This window comes from Marinobacter sp. L-13 (assembly GCF_056857715.1).
In genome coordinates this window covers 1-20394 of record NZ_JBSXNQ010000057.1, presented here as the reverse complement: position 1 = coordinate 20394, position 20394 = coordinate 1, and the positions used below count along the sequence as shown (strand labels likewise).

Below are 20394 nucleotides of genomic sequence, written 5' to 3'. Positions count from 1 at the left end.
GCGTGGGTCTGGCGACAGGCTCAGCCCCGATGGTCGGAAACAAAGGGGTTGGTGGCTCGCTCCCGGCCAAAGGTGGACATTGGACCGTGTCCGGGAATGAACGCAACCTCGTCGCCGAGCGGGAACAGCTGTTCCCTGATAGAGCGAATCAGTGTTGCGTGGTCGCCCTTTGGAAAATCCGTGCGTCCGATCGAGCCATGGAACAGCACGTCACCTACCAGCGCCAGACCGGATTCCTTGTGGTAAAAAACCACATGTCCCGGTGTGTGGCCGGGGCAGTGAAGGACTTCCAGGGTCTGGTTACCCACGGTGACCTGCTGCCCATCTTCCAGCCAGCGATCCGGGGTGAAAACTTCCGGGGCCGGAAACCCGAACATCTGCGCCTGCTGGGGCAGGCCAACAATCCAGAAATTGTCTTCCTTCTGCGGCCCCTCAATGGGAATACCCAGCTCTTTGGACAGCTCCGCAGTTCCGCCGGCATGGTCAATGTGGGCATGGGTAAGCAGAATTTTTTCGACCGTCACGTCTTCCTCAGCCACAGCGGCGCGAATCTTCTCCAGATCCCCGCCCGGATCGACTACGGCTGCTCGGCGCGTCTTTTCGCACCAGATCAGTGAGCAGTTCTGCTGGAAAGGCGTGACCGGAATGATTCTGTAGTTCAGTGACATACCTGTTCTCAATCGCTGAAGAAATGGCTAGTGCCATCAGTTTACTGGAACATCCCGCGTAACAACGAACGCGCCCCGCAAATCGCCCTCGGAGAAGCCGGTCGCCTTGTCTTCAGGATAGAGTTCAGCCAGTTTTGCCTTCACCTCCGGGGCGATGGACTTACCGTGACAGCCAAGGCAAAGTTTCTGTGTCGGGATGGCGCTCATATATTGGAACGCCGGCTGTCCGGACGCTTCGGAGACCTGCCAGACCTCCACCGGTTTTCCGTTCTTTACCGGCTGTCTGTCCATGGCCAGCAGCTGGATCTCCTGCCAGTCGGTCGGGGTGTTTTCCGGGTTCCGGACTTTCAGACTGGTCCGACTGATTACCCAGCCGCCGCTGCTGTTGTTGCTGGCGATTTCCGGTGCCACAGTCTTGCAAACACCAATACCGTTTGTGAGGCCGCCTTCTTTGATGGCCGCCTGGAGCGCCTGCTTCAGTGAGCCGCCGAAGCTTTTCACCAGGGAACGTGCTTCGGCAACCATTGCTTTCGGGCTATCTGCTTGGGGTTGCGCGAGAAGTGGCATGGAAAGCAAGGAGCATAGCAAGGCTGTTGTGATGGTCGGTTTGGTCATTGAATCTCTCCCGGGCTTCTTGGCTTTGGAATAAGTATATAACAAAAGAATAATCTCAAATTGAGCCAGGACAGATTCCGGTAGAGCCGATGAATGATTACCACGCCAGCCAGATAACGTGGCGGGCACCCTTGCCGGGTCGCAAGGCCCTCACAGTAACGGGCTCAACAGAAAATCCTGCCCGTCGCAGCCTCTCTGTGAAGGAATGCTCCTGGCCGGCAGACCAGTAGGCAAGGATGCCATCTGGTCGCAGGGCGTTCTGGGCGGCCGCAATGCCATCCGGTGAGTAGATCCAGTTGTTTTCTTTGCGGGTGAGGCCTTCCGGGCCGTTGTCGACATCGAGAAGGATGGCATCCCATTCGCCGTCGCTGTTTCTGAGTAATTCGGCCACATCACCAATGTGAACCTGCGCTCTCGGGTCGTTCAGCGGGTTGCCCGCCGCAGAGCCCAGCGGCCCGCGATTCCAGGCTTCTACTTCGGGAACCAGCTCGGCTACCGTCACCTGCGCATCGTCGCCCAGAGCGGCCAGCGCTGCTGCCAGCGTGAACCCCATGCCCAGGCCGCCGATAAGAACCCGGGGAGCAGGCTGATCGGCAATCCGTTCGCACGCCAGGGTGGCAAGAGCATCCTCCGAGCCGTGGATTCGGCTGTTCATCAATTCTCCGGTGGTGCCGGCAATTTTGATGGAAAATTCATCATTTCGCTGTAAAAGACGTAATCGGGTTCCCTTGCCGGGGATCGTTGCGGTTCCGATTTCGGTAAAGCGGGCCATTGAGAAGTCCTGATGTCGGTAAGGAGGGGCAGTTTAGCTCGCCTGGAGCCAGGTTGAATATCACGGACCGAGAATCGGGGTTATAGAGAGGTGGTACCCCCGGCAGGTTCCACACTAATATCTAATTTGGACTCAGAATGTCTCATCTGGTAACTAAGCTACTGTATTAAAATAAAAAATATTGCTATATGAGTTTTTGATGGTATCGTTTATGGACACATTTACCCATCTTGCGACAGGTTCTTTGAGGGGTGAGATGATGGGTAGATTGAAGTGTGGAGCTAAACGATGCCAAAAAAAGTTCCTGAAATGGGGCCTGCCCAAGTTCGCAACCTCCGCCATGGGGTAGTGAAAAAGGACAGTAAAACTCGAAAAGCCGGAGAACCTTGTGTTGCTTATCACAGGGTGGGTGGGGTAGACGGTCTAGTTTTGCAATGTCGTCCGCCAGCGGCCGGACAGGAAATTGGCTCTCGCTCTTGGCTTCTGGTTACGACGGTGGGCCTCCGTCGTCGCGAGATTGGCCTGGGAGGCTATCCCGATGTGAGCCTAGGAGAGGCGCGAGAGCAGGCCCGCCAGAAAAAGGAGGAAATCCGCAATGGCGTGGATCCTGTTGAACAGAATCAGGAGCGAAAGGCCAGAGCCCGTGAGCGCCAACGGAAACAAGTCACCTTTGGTGAGATCGCGGAGGAATATTACAAGATTAAAGAGGTGACTTTTCGCGGCAAGAATCCTCAAAGGCAGCGAAACCGGCTACGGAAGGGGATTGATCGATGTCTGGTGGAGATTGGTGATACCCGAATCGGCGACTTAACAGTTGAGGACGTAGTACGAGTTCTGAATCCGCTATGGACCACCCAAACACCAACGGCTACCAGAATTCGTCAGACTATTGCCCAAGTATGGAAGCTGGCGGCATCTCGCAACTTGGTTTCCGGGAAGAATCCTGCAGATTGGGACGACAATTTGGATGGCTGGCTGCCACCGGCAAAGCGTATCCACCACACTCGGCATAAACCTGCGATGCGGCATCATGACCTGCCCGAGTTTATGAAATTTCTGCTGGAGCGAGACACGACGCCCGCCCGTGCATTGGAATTTCAAATACTGACTATCGCCAGACCGACAGAGGTTCAATTTGCTGAATGGCCGGAAATCAATCTCGACGAGGGAACTTGGACGATTCCAGGCTCGAAAATGAAGAACAGGGGCCCGAATGAGCTGCACGTGGTGCCTTTGGTGCCACGGGCAATAGAAATCCTCCGGAGCATGCCTCGGTCCGGACGATACGTATTTCCGGGTTACAAAGAAAAAGTGCAGATCAGCGAGAACGCGCTGAACAACACTGTGAAGGCAATTCATCAAGAGTCTTTGAAGGCTGGCGGCAAAGGATTTATGGACCCTCGGTATAACAAGATCGCGTGTGCACACGGAATGAGAAGCTGCTTCAAAAATTTTGCCGCAGCTAAGACAGATTTTGATGATGTGGTCTCCGAGCTCAGTTTGGCGCACCTGGACAGCGATGAGACCCGCGCAGCTTATCTGAGCGAACAGATCTTGGATCGTCGCCTGCAACTGCTCAACGCCTACGCCAGGTATGCATACACAGGAAAGTTGCCACGGAAACGCCGGCACTAGGATTATTAACCATAATTCCTGAGTTTCTGCCGTTTTCTGGCAATTACACCAGACAACCGGCCCTTGTTACCGATTAACTTATTCAGTACCAATTAATCGGAATGAGGTACATAACGTGTTTTACAGCATCAAAGAAGTCAGTAAACGTTACGGCGTTTCTCCCAAGTCCATCTGGCGTTGGATTCGTGAAGGGCGATTTCCGAAACCGGTCAAACTCGCCCCCAAGACTGCCCGGTGGCGAGAGGCTGACCTGCAAGCCTATGAGGAGGGCCTGGACAGTTAATCGTCCGGATATTCGACGGCAGAAACATATCGGTTAATGGCGGGTTCTGTTTGTTTCGAACCCGCCACACAGTATCGCCCTTTGCATTGCATCATGGTTCCGCTGGCCCTTGGTAGACCTGTTCTTTCGGAACAGCGGGTGTGTAGGCGGGAAGCAAGTACGCTGTTTCTTCTCCCTCTCAGCTCGACGCTGCAGTGCCAGTTTCTCTCGTTCAATCTCGTCCTGACGTAATTGCTGCTTGAGTTGGCGTAATACCGCTTTGGCGTTCGATGCGTTGCGAAGCTGGCGGGCTAAATTCCTGCATGCCTCCACGTTGCCTGCTCTGGCACCCCTGGCGAGTGCCAGAAGGTGAGGGAGGTTCCTGGGTTCCAATATGCCGGTTTTCATGCGCTCGTTCCTCAGGTTTTATTGTTGGTTGACCTTCAGCAACATTGATTAATCGACGCTTCAAAGCCTAATGGAGGATGATGGCTATAAACCTTTTGAAATGTGATCAAATGTGGCAGCGTCTGAATTCCAGGGTTTTGTCGCCACTGTATCGAGGAGCATATGAAGAGCAGAGTCAGGGTTACACTTCCGCCACTCGATGTGTTCTTCCTGCCGCACGTGTCTGATTTTCTGCGAATCGCGCTCGGCGACTCAGGTTCGTTTCCCCGGTTGATAAAGACAATGGCGAATGCTGCCGGGGTTGATGCACCGCATCTGAACACGTTAAAGAAAGCTGAACAGAAGCCAGTAACACTCAGCACCGCGATGAAAATTAAACGCGTCTGGCACGCAAGTATTCCCGACGAGCAATTCCTGGAATCGATCGAAGCTGCAGTGGAGCCCTGGAACGGCCTCCAACTGAAGAACAATGGCTCCTCGTGGGTAGTTGCACTGGCGGGTGCTGACAAGTCGAAAATTGGCTCAGCCCTCAAAGGATCCGGAGTTGCCAGCTTCCTTGAGCAGCGGATGGCCCAAGAGAAGGCTTTTCTCGACTGGGTCAAACAGGAGACCAGCCGACAGCCGAATAAACAGCATGACCCCGCCGTCTGGATTCGACGGGGTCAAGAGTTCTTGAGGGAGCACACCCTGGTGGATCCGGAACTCATCTCCTTGATCGCCGAGATCGACCACACAGCCAGAAATCCAGAAAGCTTAGAGTGGCGTCGGGGGAAGTGCATACTGCGAGTGGTTAACCACCAACTGCGAGTTGATTTCTACTACACACTGCTCTGTGAGTTAGCTTTGGATGTGGCTGAGTATCTTGCAGCGCATGGGGTGTATGAGGCGCACAAACAACAGTTGGTCGATCATGGGTTTGTGGGAGATATTGCCCCCCAGTCATCGTCCATGGGAACTCTGTCGGAACAGGACAGACCGTTAATTCGGCTATTTGAGGTCTGGAAGCATCGATTGTCTGCGCTTAATGGTTGCGACTTTAGCTACAGACGAATGGCCAGCTACCTGCTGTTGCCTGGTGACTCGGCTGGAGAGGAGTTTGTTTCTCCTGCAGGGTACACACTGGCAATGCTCAAGTATCGCAAACTGAAACGATGGCGGAGTGGCACTATTCCCGATTTATCGGATTTGGAAACATTCATCGCCAGGCTCTGTGCCGGCCACGACTCAGACCATTATCTGGCGTGGATGAAAGCCCAGGCTGCGCTGGCATGGGGGCGATTGATCGATGAAGAAGAAGCGACCCTTTCCTCAATTTTCAGTGCGCATCCAGACCTTCAACGTTTCAACGCGATCGGGTTCTACAGCAAATACTGGAGCCACTATCAGAAACAGGCCGCCGACATTTCAGCGGCCTGATCTTGCACAGCTACTTACCCTTGGAAGGGGCGTTACCTCGGCCTCCTCCAGATGGCCGGCCGGTTGTGCTTGGCCAGTTGCCGCCCGGATGACCGTTGGAGGGACGAGAGCTACCTTTACCTTTTGACATGGGAATCTACTCCAGTTCTTGAGTGCGTTTTAAGGGTTCTCATCGTTAGGCACTACTGTTTAGTCAGATGCCAACCCGTTTGGTACGGGCATTCATATACCCGCAAATGAATGTGACTCTCACGGCCAATGATTTCTGCCCGAGCCACTGCTCCTTTCTTGGTTGAATAAAGTTCCTTGGTACCTCCAGAGCCATCGGTGCAGAACTCGCAGGGCTTACTCGGCGTGTATCGGTGCTTGGGGGTTAGATGCCAGTGCTGGCATCGCTGGCATTGGTAATATGTGAAGTCCTGACCGTAGAACAAGCTCGCGTGGTCGGAAGAACTCCACGCTTCATATTCAGATTCGTAAGCTGCCAGTGGTTCACCAGTTCGTTTGCTGATGCAACTGTCGAATGTCAGTTTCATTGGGTACTCCAGTTCAGATTGTGGTTTCGTATATTTCAGGCAATGAGTTCTCTCATTGCCTGTTTACGATCATCGGAAATCTGAACCTGGGCCGGGAGGGGGCTCGGCCTGTGAAATTTTCCCAAGAACCCCACCCGAACAGTCGGACGATCGTTTATCGACGATTTCGTGACCTCGTTTTCGTCACTCGCGAAACCACTCGCCGCCCTCCGCGTGTCCGGTCTTGGACCAGGCCCAGGTGACCGAACCAATGCCGGTCTTTCCCGAGAGCCTTAATCATGAGTCGCATGGCACGGGTGTAATCAGCCATGGTCGACGGAGCGAAGCCCTCATTGTCGAACCAGGCGTACTTGAGGTACTCCATGTGCTTAAGCTTAATCTGGTTGCAGTACCGAACCGCCGGAAACTGGGCCTCAATAGCATCAGCCATCGTCTGAATGCGTCTTACTGTGCGGCTTTTGGTCGACGTAGAGGCCTCTTCGTGCCATTTGATATTCTTTGTAATGTCCCGAATATTCATCAGTAGCCCCCGATGTAAGAAGAGGCTACCTGAGGACGCCCATGTCCCAGGAGACGAGCGACCTTTTCACGGGCGATGCGATCCAATACCCGATCCCCGATAGGGCCGCGGAGTGGGCTGGGTCCACGCACGATTTCTTCGTAAGCGTCCTGCGCAAATCCACTGCGCAGTTCCCGGATGGTAGGGATCCCGCATCGCTTGAGGATTCTCCTGCAGCGCCCCAGCTCCCGTCGGTAAAAGCTGATGACGTTGTCTGTTTTCGACAAAATGCATTTGGAGCCTGCCGGCCGAACGGAGATAGCGAATTCAAGTGCCTCGCGCTGAAACTCGCCGGCTTTGATTGTCCGGCTGCGGCAACGTCGGCCCCCTTTCGTTCCTTCAAGGATAGCGGCGGTCCCGGTTGCAGCTACCTCTCGCATCATACGGTCTAGGTCCTGCAGAATGGCCTCATTCGCTCTCATGCCCCAGGCACGTGTTAGCAGAACCACGGCAGCTCCGCGCTCATTGCCGGACGCGATCATAAGATCTGCTGCCGTTTTTGTATCCGCGATATCAGCCTGAATCTGGGTTTTGCGGACATTGGATCTGGCCACGCCCAGCGCTTTGCGAGCGGACAAGTACAGCTTTTCATCTCGACGCATCGCGTACAGACAGGTGTTCACTGTCGAGATAAGATTATGTGCATATGACACTGAAATCGTCGTGTCACGCTTACCATCCGCCCACTCGTAGGCATCATACAGGCGGTGACGCAGGTAGCTGCCATAAGCCTCCACCAGCTGCAGATCGATATACCGAGCATCCCGGATACCATGCCGCCGGCAGAATGCGACGAAGAGCCGGATGCGAATTCCGTGAGTTCGGCGCGTCGCGAAATGGTCGTGCTGACCAAAGAGCGCTGCCAGTGCCCTCTTAATGGCGTACAAAAGTTGTTTGCCGTAGCCAAAATTGCGCTTCTGGCTGCGCGGCGTCTTACGTTTCCGTTTCATTGCAAAATTACCTGTTCTTGATGGTTTGAGATTAGTTGCAGCTGTTGCGAGGCAAACCCTGCGGCTGTCGGGGCAGAGCCTGGTCCCCTCGCTGACACTCCACCCCGTCGCCGCAGTCAGATACAAAACCATGGGGAAATCTCCTCCGGTCGTTGGGAGTGTCGTTCGTGCCGCTGCAGGCACCGTGTTTGTCCATTGCGAACCGTGGCTAACGAATCAGCGAATGCTGTTCGTTGGGGTAGCGGAGCCGTCACGGGGTCAGCGTGACGATGCAAAAGATGGGTGCCTGATACGGATCAGGCTTGGGGGCGAACAGGTCGAATCGAGCATGCCGGTGGTGACGCACCGGGGGAACGATTCCGCTCGAATCTGGTTTTAGTCAGGGTCTTCGACGAGTTCTAGTCCGAGGATCGGCTTGGAGGCATTGGAAATACTGGGGGTCCCAGTTCCAGGTCAATGCATCTCTCTAACGTTCGGTGGTCGCTCGCAGAGATGCGGAGCCCAGAAGGGCGGTTGGATTAGCGAACCTGCAGTCCGCTTGGACGCTCGTTTTGAGCTGTTTGGATCGGGTCTTGCCCCGAGGGATACCGGTCGATAATCGACGGTGAGACACTTGCTTTTTATTTAACCAGACTAGCTATCTGGCCGGGCAATTGATGCTCGGGTTGAGCTTTTATTATCGAAATCGCGAATGGACTTGTCTACTCGCGTAAACGCAGAATTAGTGCAATAAGACCAATATGATGCCTGCTACCATGCGGCATTATGTGGGGTGCGAATACAGTCCGGGATTGTTTACTGGCCTCTCAGTAGACTCCAAGTGTACTTAGGAGCGACAACTTGGGAAGAGCAAAAAGGAAACTCGTCCCGAAAGTCCATTACAGGTACATTTGGAGGACACTATGGGGCACCTGGGAGAAGTTTGAGCATCACCGGTGCACATCTTTTGCCGAGAAATCGTTCAGGCAGGATTTCTAAGTCCAAACTCCGTGTTCGAGCCGGCCGATGATATCGAGCAGCTGTTGTGCTCGCTCGGAGGTATCAATGTAGTTGATTGGCACCTCGTTACCGATTGCTGGAAGAGGTTTTGAAAGCCACTTTTCCGCCATCTCCTGATCGCCTTCGAAAAGCTCGGTAGCGTTGGAGATGACTTGAGCCCGAAGCCATTCAAGGTCAGCTTTTAGCTTGGCCATGTGAACCCTCGTCCTTCAGCCAGTCCGTTACTCTCACGATTTTATTCTGGTGAAAGGGGATAGTGAACCCTTGGAAATTTCCAATGAAGCAAGCAGTATTGATGACTGGTCAAATTCGCAGGCTAACTACTGGTGACCGGAAGTTGGCTTAACATCCTATGGATGGGTTTAAGTGTTGGGAGAGGAAATGATTGATCTGCTGGAATCCTGGATTGATGAGATCAATGAGGCCCACAAAAGCGACCGCCACCCCTGTTCAGTTTTGCAGCATCAGTTTGGAGGCTATTATCGCCCAGAGCTGCTCCGCTCATCCTATTTCGTGGTCGTGAACGCTCTCCCCATGCCAAAGATGCCGGAGCTCAGAGAAGCAGGGTTGGGTGACTTTATAGATAACGAGGACCACTTCGGTGGTATCACCTACAAAGATACTTACTACCTTTTGCCAGAGGCAGCCAGAGATGTTGGTATCCACTTTCACGAACTTGTGCACGTAATCCAATGGCGAACGCTCGGCGCGCGAAACTTTATACAGCGCTATATGGAAGAAATACGAAGATTTGGGTACAGCGAAAAGGCACCGCTTGAGGGGATGGCGTATGGTCTGCAGAAAATGTTCGAAAAGGGAGTAGTGCCCTTTGATGTGGAGAAAAAAGTAGTCGCGACCCTCTGATGAAAAGCGAGGGTTCCAGAATAATAAAGAGATGGATCTGAAACGATATGCCCTTCCTTTCACTCCTTGACGACCGAGCCAAACCCAAAGGTTCTCGTGACCCACTAGGCTTCGAGTTGGTTTGGACCCATTTCGGCAGAAAAGTGGTTGGTAACCTTACAACCATCACCAGCTCCGTTGAGAACTTCACCGTTGCGCTGCTGGGCTTTTATTGGGCACATCAGATCCGTGGGAATGCCGACAAAGACAGTCGCGAGCGGCTAATCAGGGAGACGTTCCTTCGCTACGAGCAGCTTGCAGCCTATCTCCGCTACCAGTCCGGTAGCAAAGAAATCATGGGTATTACCCGCGTTCACAAAAATATGACAGCCCAGGTGGGGTCGTTAGCTATTAGCCTGAAGGCTCAAATTCTGAGCAATCAGGCAAGTTATGGCTTGTGGGGCTTGTACAGTTCGGCCCTGAAAGATTCCGGGCTAGCAGAAGGGAGCGATCGGAAGCTCACAGCGGAAGGGATGGACCTCGCTGCAACAATCGCACAGGGGCTGAACGCCAACGAATTCATTCAGCTGTTCCGGGTCGACGGTCAACTTTCCAGAGATCAATGTGAGCGCTTGGCTCCCCAATTTTGGCAGGCCATTCGTAAGGACGTTGTCCGAAAAAAACTCACTCATATACTACTTCGCGGTCGCCGGAATCAGAATGCCTCAGTTCAAGAGGATCTTTTCTCCGCGACCGAGAATCTCGCTAGGGCAGGCAAGCTAACCGGTGAGTTTCCCCAGAGTTTGAATGCAATTCAGACTGTGGCGTCACCTGAGTTGCAGAAGTGTCTGGAGGAGATCCAGCGAGTAGAGCGTGTGCTGGTCGCCGCTAACAACGTTTTCTATTACCTGCTCACACAGGATCATCGACCGGTCTCTTCAGTCGTAGAACAGCTTGAAAGCCAGGCTTATCAGTATGATCACCTGCCAGAGACACTGCCGCAAGGGATGACTCGCAGGAACTCGCTTTGTGAGATCAATGACAATCTGAGGGCTGGCAACCATTGGGGAGCAGTGAGAGCCGTCATCAAGTTAAATGCGGAGGTGATGAAAGCGAGGGGTGGCGCTCCATGGGTAACCTGTGACGGCGACATTCTCAACGTCAAAGTTAAGTCAGAAACGGCTGTTCTTCGGTCCCAGAGGGCTCTTCTGGGTGACTGGGACTACGATTACTTCCTGGGATCTTATTTTCGCATTGCCAAAGCGAACCTGGAGGGGCGTAATGGATAATGCGCAGATATCCCAATACCTTGAAGAACGGCTGGGAGGGCGCTTAGTAAAAGCCGCTGTCTTTACTACCTACACGTTCGATCCCGCATTTTTTGAGCTGGAAGTTGTTCCTCTTTTATTGCCAGAAAACAGCTCATTCTCGATCGATGAACGGGTGAAACAGTTCCAGGTGCGAGAATCCCTCAGGGAAGCCGAACTGCCGATTGATGTCTTTTACGATCAGAACATATTTCGTATTCAGGGTGAAAGCTCACCTGGAATGGAATACGGCTGTCACGGTGTTTCAGAAGGAAATCGCGCTTTCCACCCGAAGCTATCGTTCCTGCTTGTAGGTAACGGCGCTGGGGAAAGTGACTCCTTACTGATATCCGCCGGTTCCAATAACCTCACTAAGGCTGGTTGGTGGGATAACATTGAATGCCAGCACTGGGAGGAAATTTGCCAAAAGAATTGCGATGGAGAGTTTCTGCGGGTACTGAAACAGGATCTTGAATACCTGCAAGGCAAGCAGGTAGTCCAGTCGGGCAATGGTGCTGTTTCTGAAATTCAGAGATTTTTGGCTAACTGCGTAGCGGATCCTGAAGCACAACCAGTCCACTACTTCGGATTGTCCAGTACAACGCGGTTTCTGGATTTTCTATCCGCAGAGACCAGCCAGCTTAAAAAGCCCGTTGAACTGGAGATTATCTCGCCATTTTTCGCTGACGACTCCAGGAATAATCTTCATGAGGCGTTTCAGGATCTGGGCGTGAGTAATGTGCGCCTATTGTTGCCGCGTGATGATAAGCAAGAGGCGCTCTGCAACATCGATTATCTGGCCCATATTGATAGGTTGGAGAACGTCTCCTGGTCCGATTGGGTTAAAACAACATCAGACCCATTGGGAGTAGGAAAAGAGCCTCATAGGGAACTGCACGCCAAGATTTTCAATTTCATTGGCGCTGATCGGGCTTTCACCTTTGTTGGCTCAGTGAATTTCACGTACAAAGCGCTCAATGAGAATGTTGAAGCCGGTTTTCTGGTAGATACAGATCCAGAGTCGCTGCTGGAGACGATCTCCGACGATTTGCCGGAGGTTAGCCAACGATCACTCGAACCAGCCCCGGGCGAGATTGACGGCGAAGAGCAGGGCATCATGCCGCAGATCTCCCTCACGTTTGATTGGCTGACCAAAATCCTGCGTGGGAGAGTGGACTCTGAAAGCCCGATCGAAATTGATTTAATCGGCCCTGACGGGGTAGATAGCACGGCAGTGAAGGGCTGGCCTCTCGGCAACTGTTTGAGCGACTACACTGGCGACACGGAAGCTCTGGAGAAGGCGCTAGCCAACGGCTCCCTGATCCTCGTGTCTGGACGAGTTTGTGATTCCGGTGAACTAATCGCCCCGCACCGTGTTTTGCTTCAGCAAACACACTGGTCGCACAAACCACAACCCGAGCTCGCGACACTGTCTCCTCAACAGATCCTGGCTATTTATGCCGGAATGTCTCCCGAACGCCGTCAGCTGCTGCTGACGGACGCACGGGTTAAGAGACTGTTTGAACTGGGCGAGCGAGGGGAAACCAGCCTGATCGAAGAGGCACCGCTGGAGAACGAGTTCTTTTCCGAATATGCCGAACTGTTCCACGCATTTCGCATGCTGAGGCGTGACCTCAGCAACGAGCAATCCTCACCGAAGAAACAGGATTACTACCTCACCGGCACCGGCGTGGATAGCCTACCAACATTAGTAGGCCGGGCTGCAGCTGCACTCGAACCCGCGCAGGAGAGTGATCAGCCGCTCCATCCGGTCAGTGCGTATCTGTTATTACTCAGTGCCAAGGAAGTCTATCGATCAGCCGAATTTGCAGGTCGCCCCTATGTCACAGAGCAGTTGGAGTTTATCGAAACGCTTCTTCAACAGATACGCGAGAGCAAATTGATCAAGCTTTCCAGTGAGCGTGAGGATGATCGAGACCGGTTCTTCGATTGGTTTGAGGCTCAATTTCTGCAGCAGTACCGGATCGAAAGAGCGGAGGGTAGCGCATGAAACCTTACCCTATTCTCGACCTAGACTCTGCACGCCATATTCTTGATTTCAGTGGTGGTAGGGATGAGCTCAAATCGCTCGGCGAGGTCCAGCTCCGTGGCGCGGTGGCTCTCTACAACATGATCAACACCGAGAATATCGGGTTAGGTTATCTCGCCGATGAAGTCGGAATGGGAAAAACCTACATAGCGCTCGGAGTTGTTGCGCTGATGCGGTATTTCAACCCGGCCCTGCGGGTTCTTTATATTTGCCCGAGTGCTAATGTTCAGGATAAATGGCTGCGGGAACATGCCAGCTTTATCGACAGGAACGTCTGTACTGCTAGCTACCGAGTGCGTACTCCGGAGGGCAAGCCGGCTGCCCCTGTGGCCAAATGCGATAGCCTGGAAGACCTCATCCGCACAGCAGCCTCCGGCTTCTATGCTGACTTTTTCGTTCGCAATGGGAGTTTCAGCTTTGGCTTAAAAAAGGCTGCCGATGAATACGATGAGGAAGCAATCAGAAGCTGGAACGAGCAGCGCAAGAAACTGCAGAGAATGTTACCGGCATTTTCGGTCCCAAGTGGTGATCCCACTCATCGTGGAGTAAAAGACGAGTTCGCCCGGGCACTGAATTACGTGCTGCCCACCTTCGACCTGGTGGTTATCGACGAGAGCCACAATTTCAAACACAACTTCGAGAGCAGCGACCGAAACCGCGTACTTTCTCAGGTCTTGGGGTTCTATCAAAACCAAAACGCTGAGGACAAACCTTTTCAGCGTCGCGTACGCAATGCCTTGCTGCTCTCAGCCACGCCTTACGACCGCAACCTGGAACAGCTACGAAACCAACTTGCTCTGGTTGGGAAGGACGGCCTACTGAGGAACGCCCAGTCTGTAACGGACAAAGCAGAGATTGCCCGGTTCATGGTGCGCCGCCTCAACCGTTTGAAAATCGGCGACCGGGAATACACCCGCAATATGTACCGTGCGGAGTGGCGCGATGGGCAAAAGGCAGCGATTGAACTGGAAACGGATGAACAGAAGCTGGTCACCGCCCTGGTTCAGAAGAAAGTCGGCGATGCACTTGGCCATAAGCATGGCTCTCCGTCCTTCCAAATGGGCATGCTCGCATCTTTCGAGAGCTATGGTGAAACCACTCGCTCCCCCCGGGTGGAGTTCGATAGCGAAGACCCCGATGACAGGGGACGCGATGCGCAGGACCGGAACGTGGTTGGCGCTATTGTCGACAGCTATGTAAATGCAAACCTCGGGCGGTCACTGCCACACCCTAAAATGGACACAGTTGCAAAGCAGTTGGCCAATGCGGTTTTTAAGGAGAACCGCAAACAGCTTGTATTCGTGCGTCGGGTGAAAAGCGTCAAAGAACTCAAGCAGAAACTCGATGAATGCTATGACGATTGGCTGATCAATTACCTGAATTTCCGCCTGCAAGGTCGCCCGAAAGCACTGAGTTCTATGCAAGGCGTGATCAGCGAATACAGTGAAATCAGCCGATTCAGGGACGAGCGCATAGATGAAGGCCTCGCCGAGGAGGGCAGCACTGGAGAGGCCGAACTCCGGCAGCCACCGAAGAACGACAACCTCTTCAACTGGTTCTTCCGAGGCGATGCGCCAAAGCCTCAAAAACAGAAGAACTGGGGAGATCTTTTAACGCCGGATCAGGTGAGGCAAAGCGTTTCCCAACCCACGCGCCTCGCTAGCCCTCTGTTAGAGGTGAATTGGGCAAAGCTCATCTGCTTTTTTAGCGGTGTGGATCTACGCCAAGTTATCGAGCAATGTTTGGCCGCTGCAACCGAAACATCCCTTGCTGATCTTGGAAGGGTTCAGGCGCAGGAGTACCTGCGGAAATTCAGGCTGTCGCAATTGTTCTTCCTTGATGCCTGGGTCAACCAGCTCGGACATTTTGCTTTTTCTCCACTTCGAGATCACCTACAAGCTTCTCTCAGTCATCAGAAGGTGCAGGAAGACGCTGTTCCCCTTAGCCCCCAGGACGTTCGAGAGCAGCTCTGCTTACCAACACTGTTCTCTGAGCTAGAGGCTAGCGATGAGCTGAGGGGGCAAATCCAGCCAAGTTTAGGAAAGGTGCTTCGTCGGCTGACTGAAACGGCAGCTTTCACTAACCCTGAGGACATCCAAGCGCTTCTGAGGACCGTCGATATCCACACAGCACTTATATCGACGGTAATTCGCACGGGCCACGGCATGATTGATCTGTACGTGTCGCGTCTGAGGCAGGGAGAGGGAGATCTCAATACCAGCGTCCTCATTGGCTGGATTAAAGATTTCGTTGCGGAGTTAACTCGACAGTCCCAAGTACCCGGGTTCTCAACCTATCGTGAGCTAAAAGGGCTGGCGGATGAGCTGCCGGCAATATTGAAAGCCAACCTTCCTGGCATTTTCGACCTGGGTACCAACGAATATCGCCGCTATCTGAGTAATCAGCTTAACCCGATCGCCCCGGTCATTGGTGCCACGGGCGAGACCAATGCGCCGGGACAGCGCTCAGCCCAGGCCCGCAAGTTTCGTATGCCAGGGTATCCATTGGTACTTGTAAGCACGAACGTGTTTCAGGAAGGGGAAGACCTGCACCTGTTCTGTGACAGCGTTGTCCACTACGGCGTATCAGGCTCGCCAGTGAGCATCGAGCAGAAGAACGGCCGGGTTGACCGTGTTGGCTCACTGGCACAGCGGCGGCTCACTTGTGAAGGCTTCAGTGATCCGGAAGAGGATGACTTAATACAGGTTAGTTTCCCTCATGTGAAGGAGAGCATTGAGCGCGTTCAGATTCGTCGACTCTCGGAAAGCATCAATCGTTACATGGCCTCGCTCCATGAGATCGGAAACACCGTCGCTTCAGACAGGGGGGAGATTGCCGAATCCGAAATCGCCGATCGCACCCGAATAGAGCCCCAGATAAGAGATTTTCTGGAAAGTCCTTTTGATCCGGCAGATCCAAGATCTGATATGGGACACCTAAGTTTTCTCAAACAGCAGATCAGGGAGACCCAAAAGCAAGTGCAGGCGAACGTCGATCAGGCGAAGCAGCTGATTGGCTCAGCGCTCGGTGTAGGTGAGCGCGGTCGCTGGCCATTGAGCGTTAACCTGAAGGTCAGCGACCTGGTGGGACAGGTATCGGATATGGCGGAAGTCCGGCTGACGACAGCCAGGGCATCTGGAGAAATCCTTGCCCGAGTCGTGGTCGATCACCAGGACGGTCGTGGAACCCAAGTCCAGATAGGATCCCATGCTGAACTGGCGACGTTGATGCACCAGCAGTCCTGGACGACGCTCCATAGAACCTTTGCTTACCAAACTGCTAGGAACGTTTGGCGATTGGCATACGATGCTGAAATGCTGGTGGGGGATGAGATCGTAACGGTCGAGAGGGATATGACGGCGCTCCTTGATCGGTTTCATGAAAGACACGACCCGAAGCAATACCGACCGCCAGGCTCTGTCGTTTCTCAACTCCTCGAACGACTTCGGCAAGACCAAGAAATTCAAGTCGGTCAACAGGCCCTGAAGGTAAATGTGGTCGATTCCGGGAAAACGATCGGTCTCCAGTTTTGGTTCAAAGAGGGCGAGTTGCAGCGATCTCAGACAGTTTTCCTGTCGGAGTGCGACGGGCAGTGTATTTTCATCAGCCCCTCAGTGCCTTCGGACGTTGTGAGGATACTGGCTGTTGAGAAAATTGTAGAGCTTACATGGGAGCGAAATCGCTCTACCGACGTGGTCGAGTTCATGATGAATGACCACCAGGAGATTGTCGGCCGCTGCGTGCATCCGGTTGATAGCCTGCATTGGCGGGAATTCATCTACTGTGCTCATGTGCTGGCGGTGGAGAGTGACCGGCTGGAGTATTTGGTCTGCGAAGAAGATCGGTTCTAAACGTTGGTAAAACTGCGGTTGAATGGTATGCCGCATGTATCTGCCCGCTTGGATTCTAGCCCCAGATCAAGCAGTATTGATGCCATCTGTCTATAATAGCGCACCCTACCTATATGTTTTGAATAGTGGTTTATCAGGCGCTTGAATTGCTTGTCTGGATCTGAAGTCTGAGACAACTGCTCCACGTCTACCAGTGGGGCTAACAGGTTAATTTGCTATCAGAGATTCTGAACACAAGGAGCCCCCATGCTGGGACTGAAGCTACGCGAAGAATTTACCGGCCGCCGCCTTAGCGGGACGATGATCAGTTTTACAAACAGGCGCGGCACGGGCGCGTTGGACCGGACAGCGAAAGAATTTCTGGATATTACATACCCGTCTGTTGATCTGCTGAAAACGGTTGAAGCCATACAGCCTGGTCAGGCTCGCCCAGTGGTCATTATTGGTGCCCGCGGGCAGGGTAAATCCCATCTTATGGCTGCCGTCTCTCATATGCTGAAGGATCCTGATGCGGGTGAAGCCTGGTGCCGAGATTGGGCTGCTGCCACCAAAAATGAAGCGTTAAAGCAGATCAAGCTCCGAAGCAATATGCACGTGATAGCTCAGAGTATGGAGCTACACCAGTACAAATTTCTGTGGGATCTGCTGTTCGATCAGCATCCCAACGGGAAAGTAGCGCAGGGAATCTGGGAACATCAGGGTAGCCAGAAAACTGAGGTGCCAGGGTACGACATCGTTCTAAAAATGTTCCAGGAGCAGCCCACAATGCTGATCCTGGACGAGTTTCAGACATGGTATGAAGGCCTGACGAATAGCAAACAGTATCCATGGCGTACGTGGGCATTCAATTTTATTCAGATTCTTTCCCAGATTGCCGAGAACAATCCGGACCTATTGAGTCTCGTTGTATCAGTCCGGGATGGCGCGTCTGATGCCGCTCAGCAAATTTATCGCGTTAATCCCATTCGTGTGGATTTCAAAGGGCCACAGGCCAAAAAAGACCGACAGCGGCTATTGCTCTACCGTATTTTTGAGAATCGCTTGAATGTGCAGGCGGGCGATATTAAGTCGTTGATCCAACCTCATTTTGGTGAGTTTCTCCGCTTGAACCATGTTTCGGGATCAGAGCACGATTCCAAGCTGCAGGAGTTCATCGAGGCATGGCCATATTCCCCCGAGCTAATGCAGCTACTTGATGATCAGGTGCTTATTGCGACCGATGCTCAGGACACAAGGGATCTGATTCGTTATCTGGTCGACGTCTTCAAGACAGCTGGAGAGAAAAGTCCTGTCATAACCGCCGCTGACTTCTCGATAACGGATGAAAAAAGTGTCGTCGCTTCGCTGCTGGACTCGGTAGCTAACGCAATGCATCGAGACCTTCGGGACAAAGCCCTGCGAAACAAGGAAGCCGTTGAACAGGCCCTTCGTGCAGGAGGTCAAACTGTCCCACATTTGGAGGAAGTCCTCAGTTCTCTGTGGCTGCGGTCTCTTTCACTTGAGACCCAAGCCGGAGCAGAGGCACACGTACTTCAGGTCGATATCACCCGAAACCAGCCGATAGACGACAATCAGTTCCAGGCTGAGTTGGCGTTGATTGAAGAGAATAGTTTCAATATTCATCGAAAAGGCAGCCGACTGGTTTTCCTCAACGAAGAAAACCCCCAAGCGAAGTTGATGGCGCACGCCAAGAATGACCGACTCTTCGAGAACGGATCGGATCTCGACCACCTTGCCGATGAGATTCGCTATGTTCTCTCTGGAGCGGATGGCATCTCCCAGGGGAATAGGGTCATTGTTCTTAAACGTAACTGGGATAAGGACCCGTGGTCTGAAGTCGACGAACGTGACCATCCACAAAACTGGGACAACCGGATACCTGTTGTGGTTGTTCCAAATCCGGGTGTTACCGATGCCGAACTAGGGAGATGGCTGAAAGAGTTCATCAGCAAGCACCGTAATACGGTTAGATTCCTTCTGCCGAAGAAGGGCTCCGAACACGTCTTCTACGACAAGGCGCTGATGGTGCTTGCCCGAGCGGTTTTCCTGGCGGATCAGTGGAAGAAAGGCGATGCAGCCTATTCTGCGTTGCACCTGAAGTATCAAAAGGAGCTTAGAGACCAGCTGAAGATCCGTTTTGACCGCTTTTCGATTCTCGATCAGTGGAATTTCGGCCAACCGGAACGATGTGTGTTCCTGAGTACCAGTCACAATACCGATGGCAGTCATATCCTCCCGGCTATCGAGGAAATCACCCGCAGGGAACTGTTTATCCCTGAGGATTTGGAGACATTGGTTGCCGATGCTGCAACCACCAATCGCTCAGTCGGCGAACTTCTGGATCAGCTCAAAGAGCCCATGGGTGGTGGGGAACATTGTATCCCCTGGCTGGGAGAAATAGAGGCAAAAGAATTGATTACTCGGGTTTGCGCACAAGGCAAAGTGGCCATCAATCTGCTCGGAAGAGAAATGATGGAGCGCAATCCCGGTGAAACTGAGGAGGATGCGTGGCGTCGTATGCGAGGTCGCCTTGGTACAGGCCGTCAGCTTGACGATACAACCGTGCATCTACCGGGTTCGACGGTAAGTAGTGGCGGGGCGACTCCCCAGCCCAATCCACCGGGTGGGATACAAGAGCCTCCAGCTCCCGGCAACCCGGTACCTACACCGCCTGAACCGTCGCCACTGCCAGGCGGTGGGCTTTTTGGTGGTTCTGGTCGTCAACAGCGGCTGGAAACTCCGCCCACATCTGCCCTGAGCCTCCTTGGGAAGCTGGAGTCATGGGGTGTAAATGCTGGCACATCGTTGCACAACCTGAATTTGAACGTGGGCAATTTGACAGGTGCTCAATTGGAGAAGTTACTCAAAAATCTGCCTGATGGCCTTACCTATGGGCTTGAAGTCGACAAGGAAGAGCGAGAGTAAGCATGTCGTCCCAACAAGAAAAACTCATGGAAAGTAACGACCTTGATCAAATCTTCGGTCTGCCTGCGGCTGAAGCCTGGCAAGCTCTTTTTAAGCTTCTTTGGGATCGGTTCTCGTCGCCGTTACGGCCAGATATTGCGGACGCACAGACCACGGAGAGGGATAGAGCCTGCGCGAAGTTGGATAACCTTCTTTCGGGGAGTGCCTGGGAGCTATGGCAGAGTTATGAGGATACTGCACCAAGAACAAGTGAAGCACTGAAGCAATTCTGGTCAGAGCAAACCAAGGGCAAAGCCATACTGATTCTCGATGCATTATCGCTGAGAGAGCTCCCATGGCTTCTCGAACAGGCTGCAGAGCGAGGTTACAGTGTCCACAACCAGAGAGTCACTGGCTCAGAGGTGCCCGGTGATACAACGCCCTTTGCCAAGGCTCTTGGATTCGGACAGCGTTCCAACCTAGGAGTCTGCGCGGCAGAAGCTACATTCTGGCACAATAGATCAAAATTCTTCAGCAACAGGATGACTGATGGGAACCACTTTCCGCCCGTATTCGCCTGGCCAGGAACTGCTTCTTCCCCCGAGCCTGAACGAGTGGC

General features: G+C 53.2%; 13 protein-coding genes and 1 pseudogene. 9 read left to right on the top strand and 5 right to left on the bottom strand.

Annotated features, from left to right (window positions below; all coding sequences use genetic code 11):
* Positions 1 to 20: 20 nt before the first annotated feature.
* From AC13DD_RS12410 to AC13DD_RS12400, 3 genes are all read right to left on the bottom strand, one after another.
* On the bottom strand, positions 21 to 668 hold the full coding sequence (locus AC13DD_RS12410; protein ID WP_053114847.1) for an MBL fold metallo-hydrolase: 648 nt from the start codon (positions 666 to 668) through the stop codon (positions 21 to 23).
* 36 nt (positions 669 to 704) lie between these two features.
* The gene (locus AC13DD_RS12405) at positions 705 to 1283 is read right to left on the bottom strand and encodes a Tll0287-like domain-containing protein (protein WP_405419067.1); all 579 of its coding nucleotides are present in this window, start codon (positions 1281 to 1283) and stop codon (positions 705 to 707) included.
* 97 nt (positions 1284 to 1380) lie between these two features.
* Positions 1381 to 2055 carry a spermidine synthase gene (locus AC13DD_RS12400; RefSeq protein ID WP_482931239.1) on the bottom strand — a complete coding sequence of 225 codons (675 nt, stop codon included), beginning with the start codon at positions 2053 to 2055 and terminating at the stop codon, positions 1381 to 1383.
* Between the two features lie 288 nt (positions 2056 to 2343).
* Between AC13DD_RS12400 and AC13DD_RS12395 the strand changes: the two genes are divergently transcribed.
* The 3 genes from AC13DD_RS12395 (at position 2344) to AC13DD_RS12385 (ending at position 5776) form a co-directional block, all read left to right on the top strand.
* Positions 2344 to 3690 (top strand): tyrosine-type recombinase/integrase, encoded by a 1347-nt coding sequence (locus AC13DD_RS12395; protein WP_482931238.1) that lies wholly within the window; start codon positions 2344 to 2346, stop codon positions 3688 to 3690.
* A gap of 115 nt (positions 3691 to 3805) precedes the next feature.
* The gene (locus tag AC13DD_RS12390; RefSeq protein ID WP_482931237.1) at positions 3806 to 3973 is read left to right on the top strand and encodes a helix-turn-helix transcriptional regulator; all 168 of its coding nucleotides are present in this window, start codon (positions 3806 to 3808) and stop codon (positions 3971 to 3973) included.
* Positions 3974 to 4522: 549 nt separating this feature from the next.
* Complete coding sequence (locus AC13DD_RS12385; protein WP_482931236.1) at positions 4523 to 5776, top strand: hypothetical protein; 1254 nt, start codon at positions 4523 to 4525, stop codon at positions 5774 to 5776.
* A 1055-nt stretch (positions 5777 to 6831) separates the two neighbouring features.
* Here the strand turns inward: AC13DD_RS12385 and AC13DD_RS12380 are convergent.
* Both AC13DD_RS12380 and AC13DD_RS12375 read right to left on the bottom strand, forming a co-directional pair.
* On the bottom strand, positions 6832 to 7821 hold the full coding sequence (locus AC13DD_RS12380) for an integrase domain-containing protein (RefSeq protein ID WP_482931235.1): 990 nt from the start codon (positions 7819 to 7821) through the stop codon (positions 6832 to 6834).
* 974 nt (positions 7822 to 8795) lie between these two features.
* Positions 8796 to 9014 carry an antitoxin Xre/MbcA/ParS toxin-binding domain-containing protein gene (locus AC13DD_RS12375; protein ID WP_036206388.1) on the bottom strand — a complete coding sequence of 73 codons (219 nt, stop codon included), beginning with the start codon at positions 9012 to 9014 and terminating at the stop codon, positions 8796 to 8798.
* Positions 9015 to 9201: 187 nt separating this feature from the next.
* Between AC13DD_RS12375 and AC13DD_RS12370 the strand changes: the two genes are divergently transcribed.
* The 6 genes and pseudogenes from AC13DD_RS12370 to AC13DD_RS12345 form a co-directional block, all read left to right on the top strand.
* Positions 9202 to 9684 (top strand): hypothetical protein, encoded by a 483-nt coding sequence (locus tag AC13DD_RS12370; protein WP_482931234.1) that lies wholly within the window; start codon positions 9202 to 9204, stop codon positions 9682 to 9684.
* Positions 9685 to 9731: 47 nt separating this feature from the next.
* Positions 9732 to 10952, top strand: a complete 1221-nt coding sequence (locus AC13DD_RS12365; protein ID WP_482931233.1) for a hypothetical protein — start codon at positions 9732 to 9734, stop codon at positions 10950 to 10952.
* The gene (locus AC13DD_RS12360) at positions 10945 to 12981 is read left to right on the top strand and encodes a phospholipase D-like domain-containing protein (protein WP_482931232.1); all 2037 of its coding nucleotides are present in this window, start codon (positions 10945 to 10947) and stop codon (positions 12979 to 12981) included. The genes AC13DD_RS12365 and AC13DD_RS12360 overlap by 8 nt, the downstream gene beginning before the upstream one ends.
* Complete coding sequence (locus AC13DD_RS12355) at positions 12978 to 16871, top strand: DEAD/DEAH box helicase (protein WP_482931231.1); 3894 nt, start codon at positions 12978 to 12980, stop codon at positions 16869 to 16871. The genes AC13DD_RS12360 and AC13DD_RS12355 overlap by 4 nt, the downstream gene beginning before the upstream one ends.
* A 246-nt stretch (positions 16872 to 17117) precedes the next feature.
* Complete coding sequence (locus AC13DD_RS12350; RefSeq protein WP_482931230.1) at positions 17118 to 19796, top strand: DUF499 domain-containing protein; 2679 nt, start codon at positions 17118 to 17120, stop codon at positions 19794 to 19796.
* 2 nt (positions 19797 to 19798) lie between these two features.
* Positions 19799 to 20394 (top strand): annotated as a pseudogene (locus AC13DD_RS12345) (hypothetical protein); the annotation flags it as partial.

Excerpts from the sequence above, each read along its gene's own strand:
- AC13DD_RS12410 (WP_053114847.1), bottom strand. The coding sequence starts at position 668 with ATGTCACTGAACTACAGAATCATTCCGGTCACGCCTTTCCAGCAGAAC.
- AC13DD_RS12405 (WP_405419067.1), bottom strand. The coding sequence starts at position 1,283 with ATGACCAAACCGACCATCACAACAGCCTTGCTATGCTCCTTGCTTTCC.
- AC13DD_RS12400 (WP_482931239.1), bottom strand. The coding sequence starts at position 2,055 with ATGGCCCGCTTTACCGAAATCGGAACCGCAACGATCCCCGGCAAGGGA.
- AC13DD_RS12395 (WP_482931238.1), top strand. The coding sequence starts at position 2,344 with ATGCCAAAAAAAGTTCCTGAAATGGGGCCTGCCCAAGTTCGCAACCTC.
- AC13DD_RS12385 (WP_482931236.1), top strand. The coding sequence starts at position 4,523 with ATGAAGAGCAGAGTCAGGGTTACACTTCCGCCACTCGATGTGTTCTTC.
- AC13DD_RS12380 (WP_482931235.1), bottom strand. The coding sequence starts at position 7,821 with ATGAAACGGAAACGTAAGACGCCGCGCAGCCAGAAGCGCAATTTTGGC.
- AC13DD_RS12375 (WP_036206388.1), bottom strand. The coding sequence starts at position 9,014 with ATGGCCAAGCTAAAAGCTGACCTTGAATGGCTTCGGGCTCAAGTCATC.
- AC13DD_RS12370 (WP_482931234.1), top strand. The coding sequence starts at position 9,202 with ATGATTGATCTGCTGGAATCCTGGATTGATGAGATCAATGAGGCCCAC.
- AC13DD_RS12365 (WP_482931233.1), top strand. The coding sequence starts at position 9,732 with ATGCCCTTCCTTTCACTCCTTGACGACCGAGCCAAACCCAAAGGTTCT.
- AC13DD_RS12360 (WP_482931232.1), top strand. The coding sequence starts at position 10,945 with ATGGATAATGCGCAGATATCCCAATACCTTGAAGAACGGCTGGGAGGG.
- AC13DD_RS12355 (WP_482931231.1), top strand. The coding sequence starts at position 12,978 with ATGAAACCTTACCCTATTCTCGACCTAGACTCTGCACGCCATATTCTT.
- AC13DD_RS12350 (WP_482931230.1), top strand. The coding sequence starts at position 17,118 with ATGCTGGGACTGAAGCTACGCGAAGAATTTACCGGCCGCCGCCTTAGC.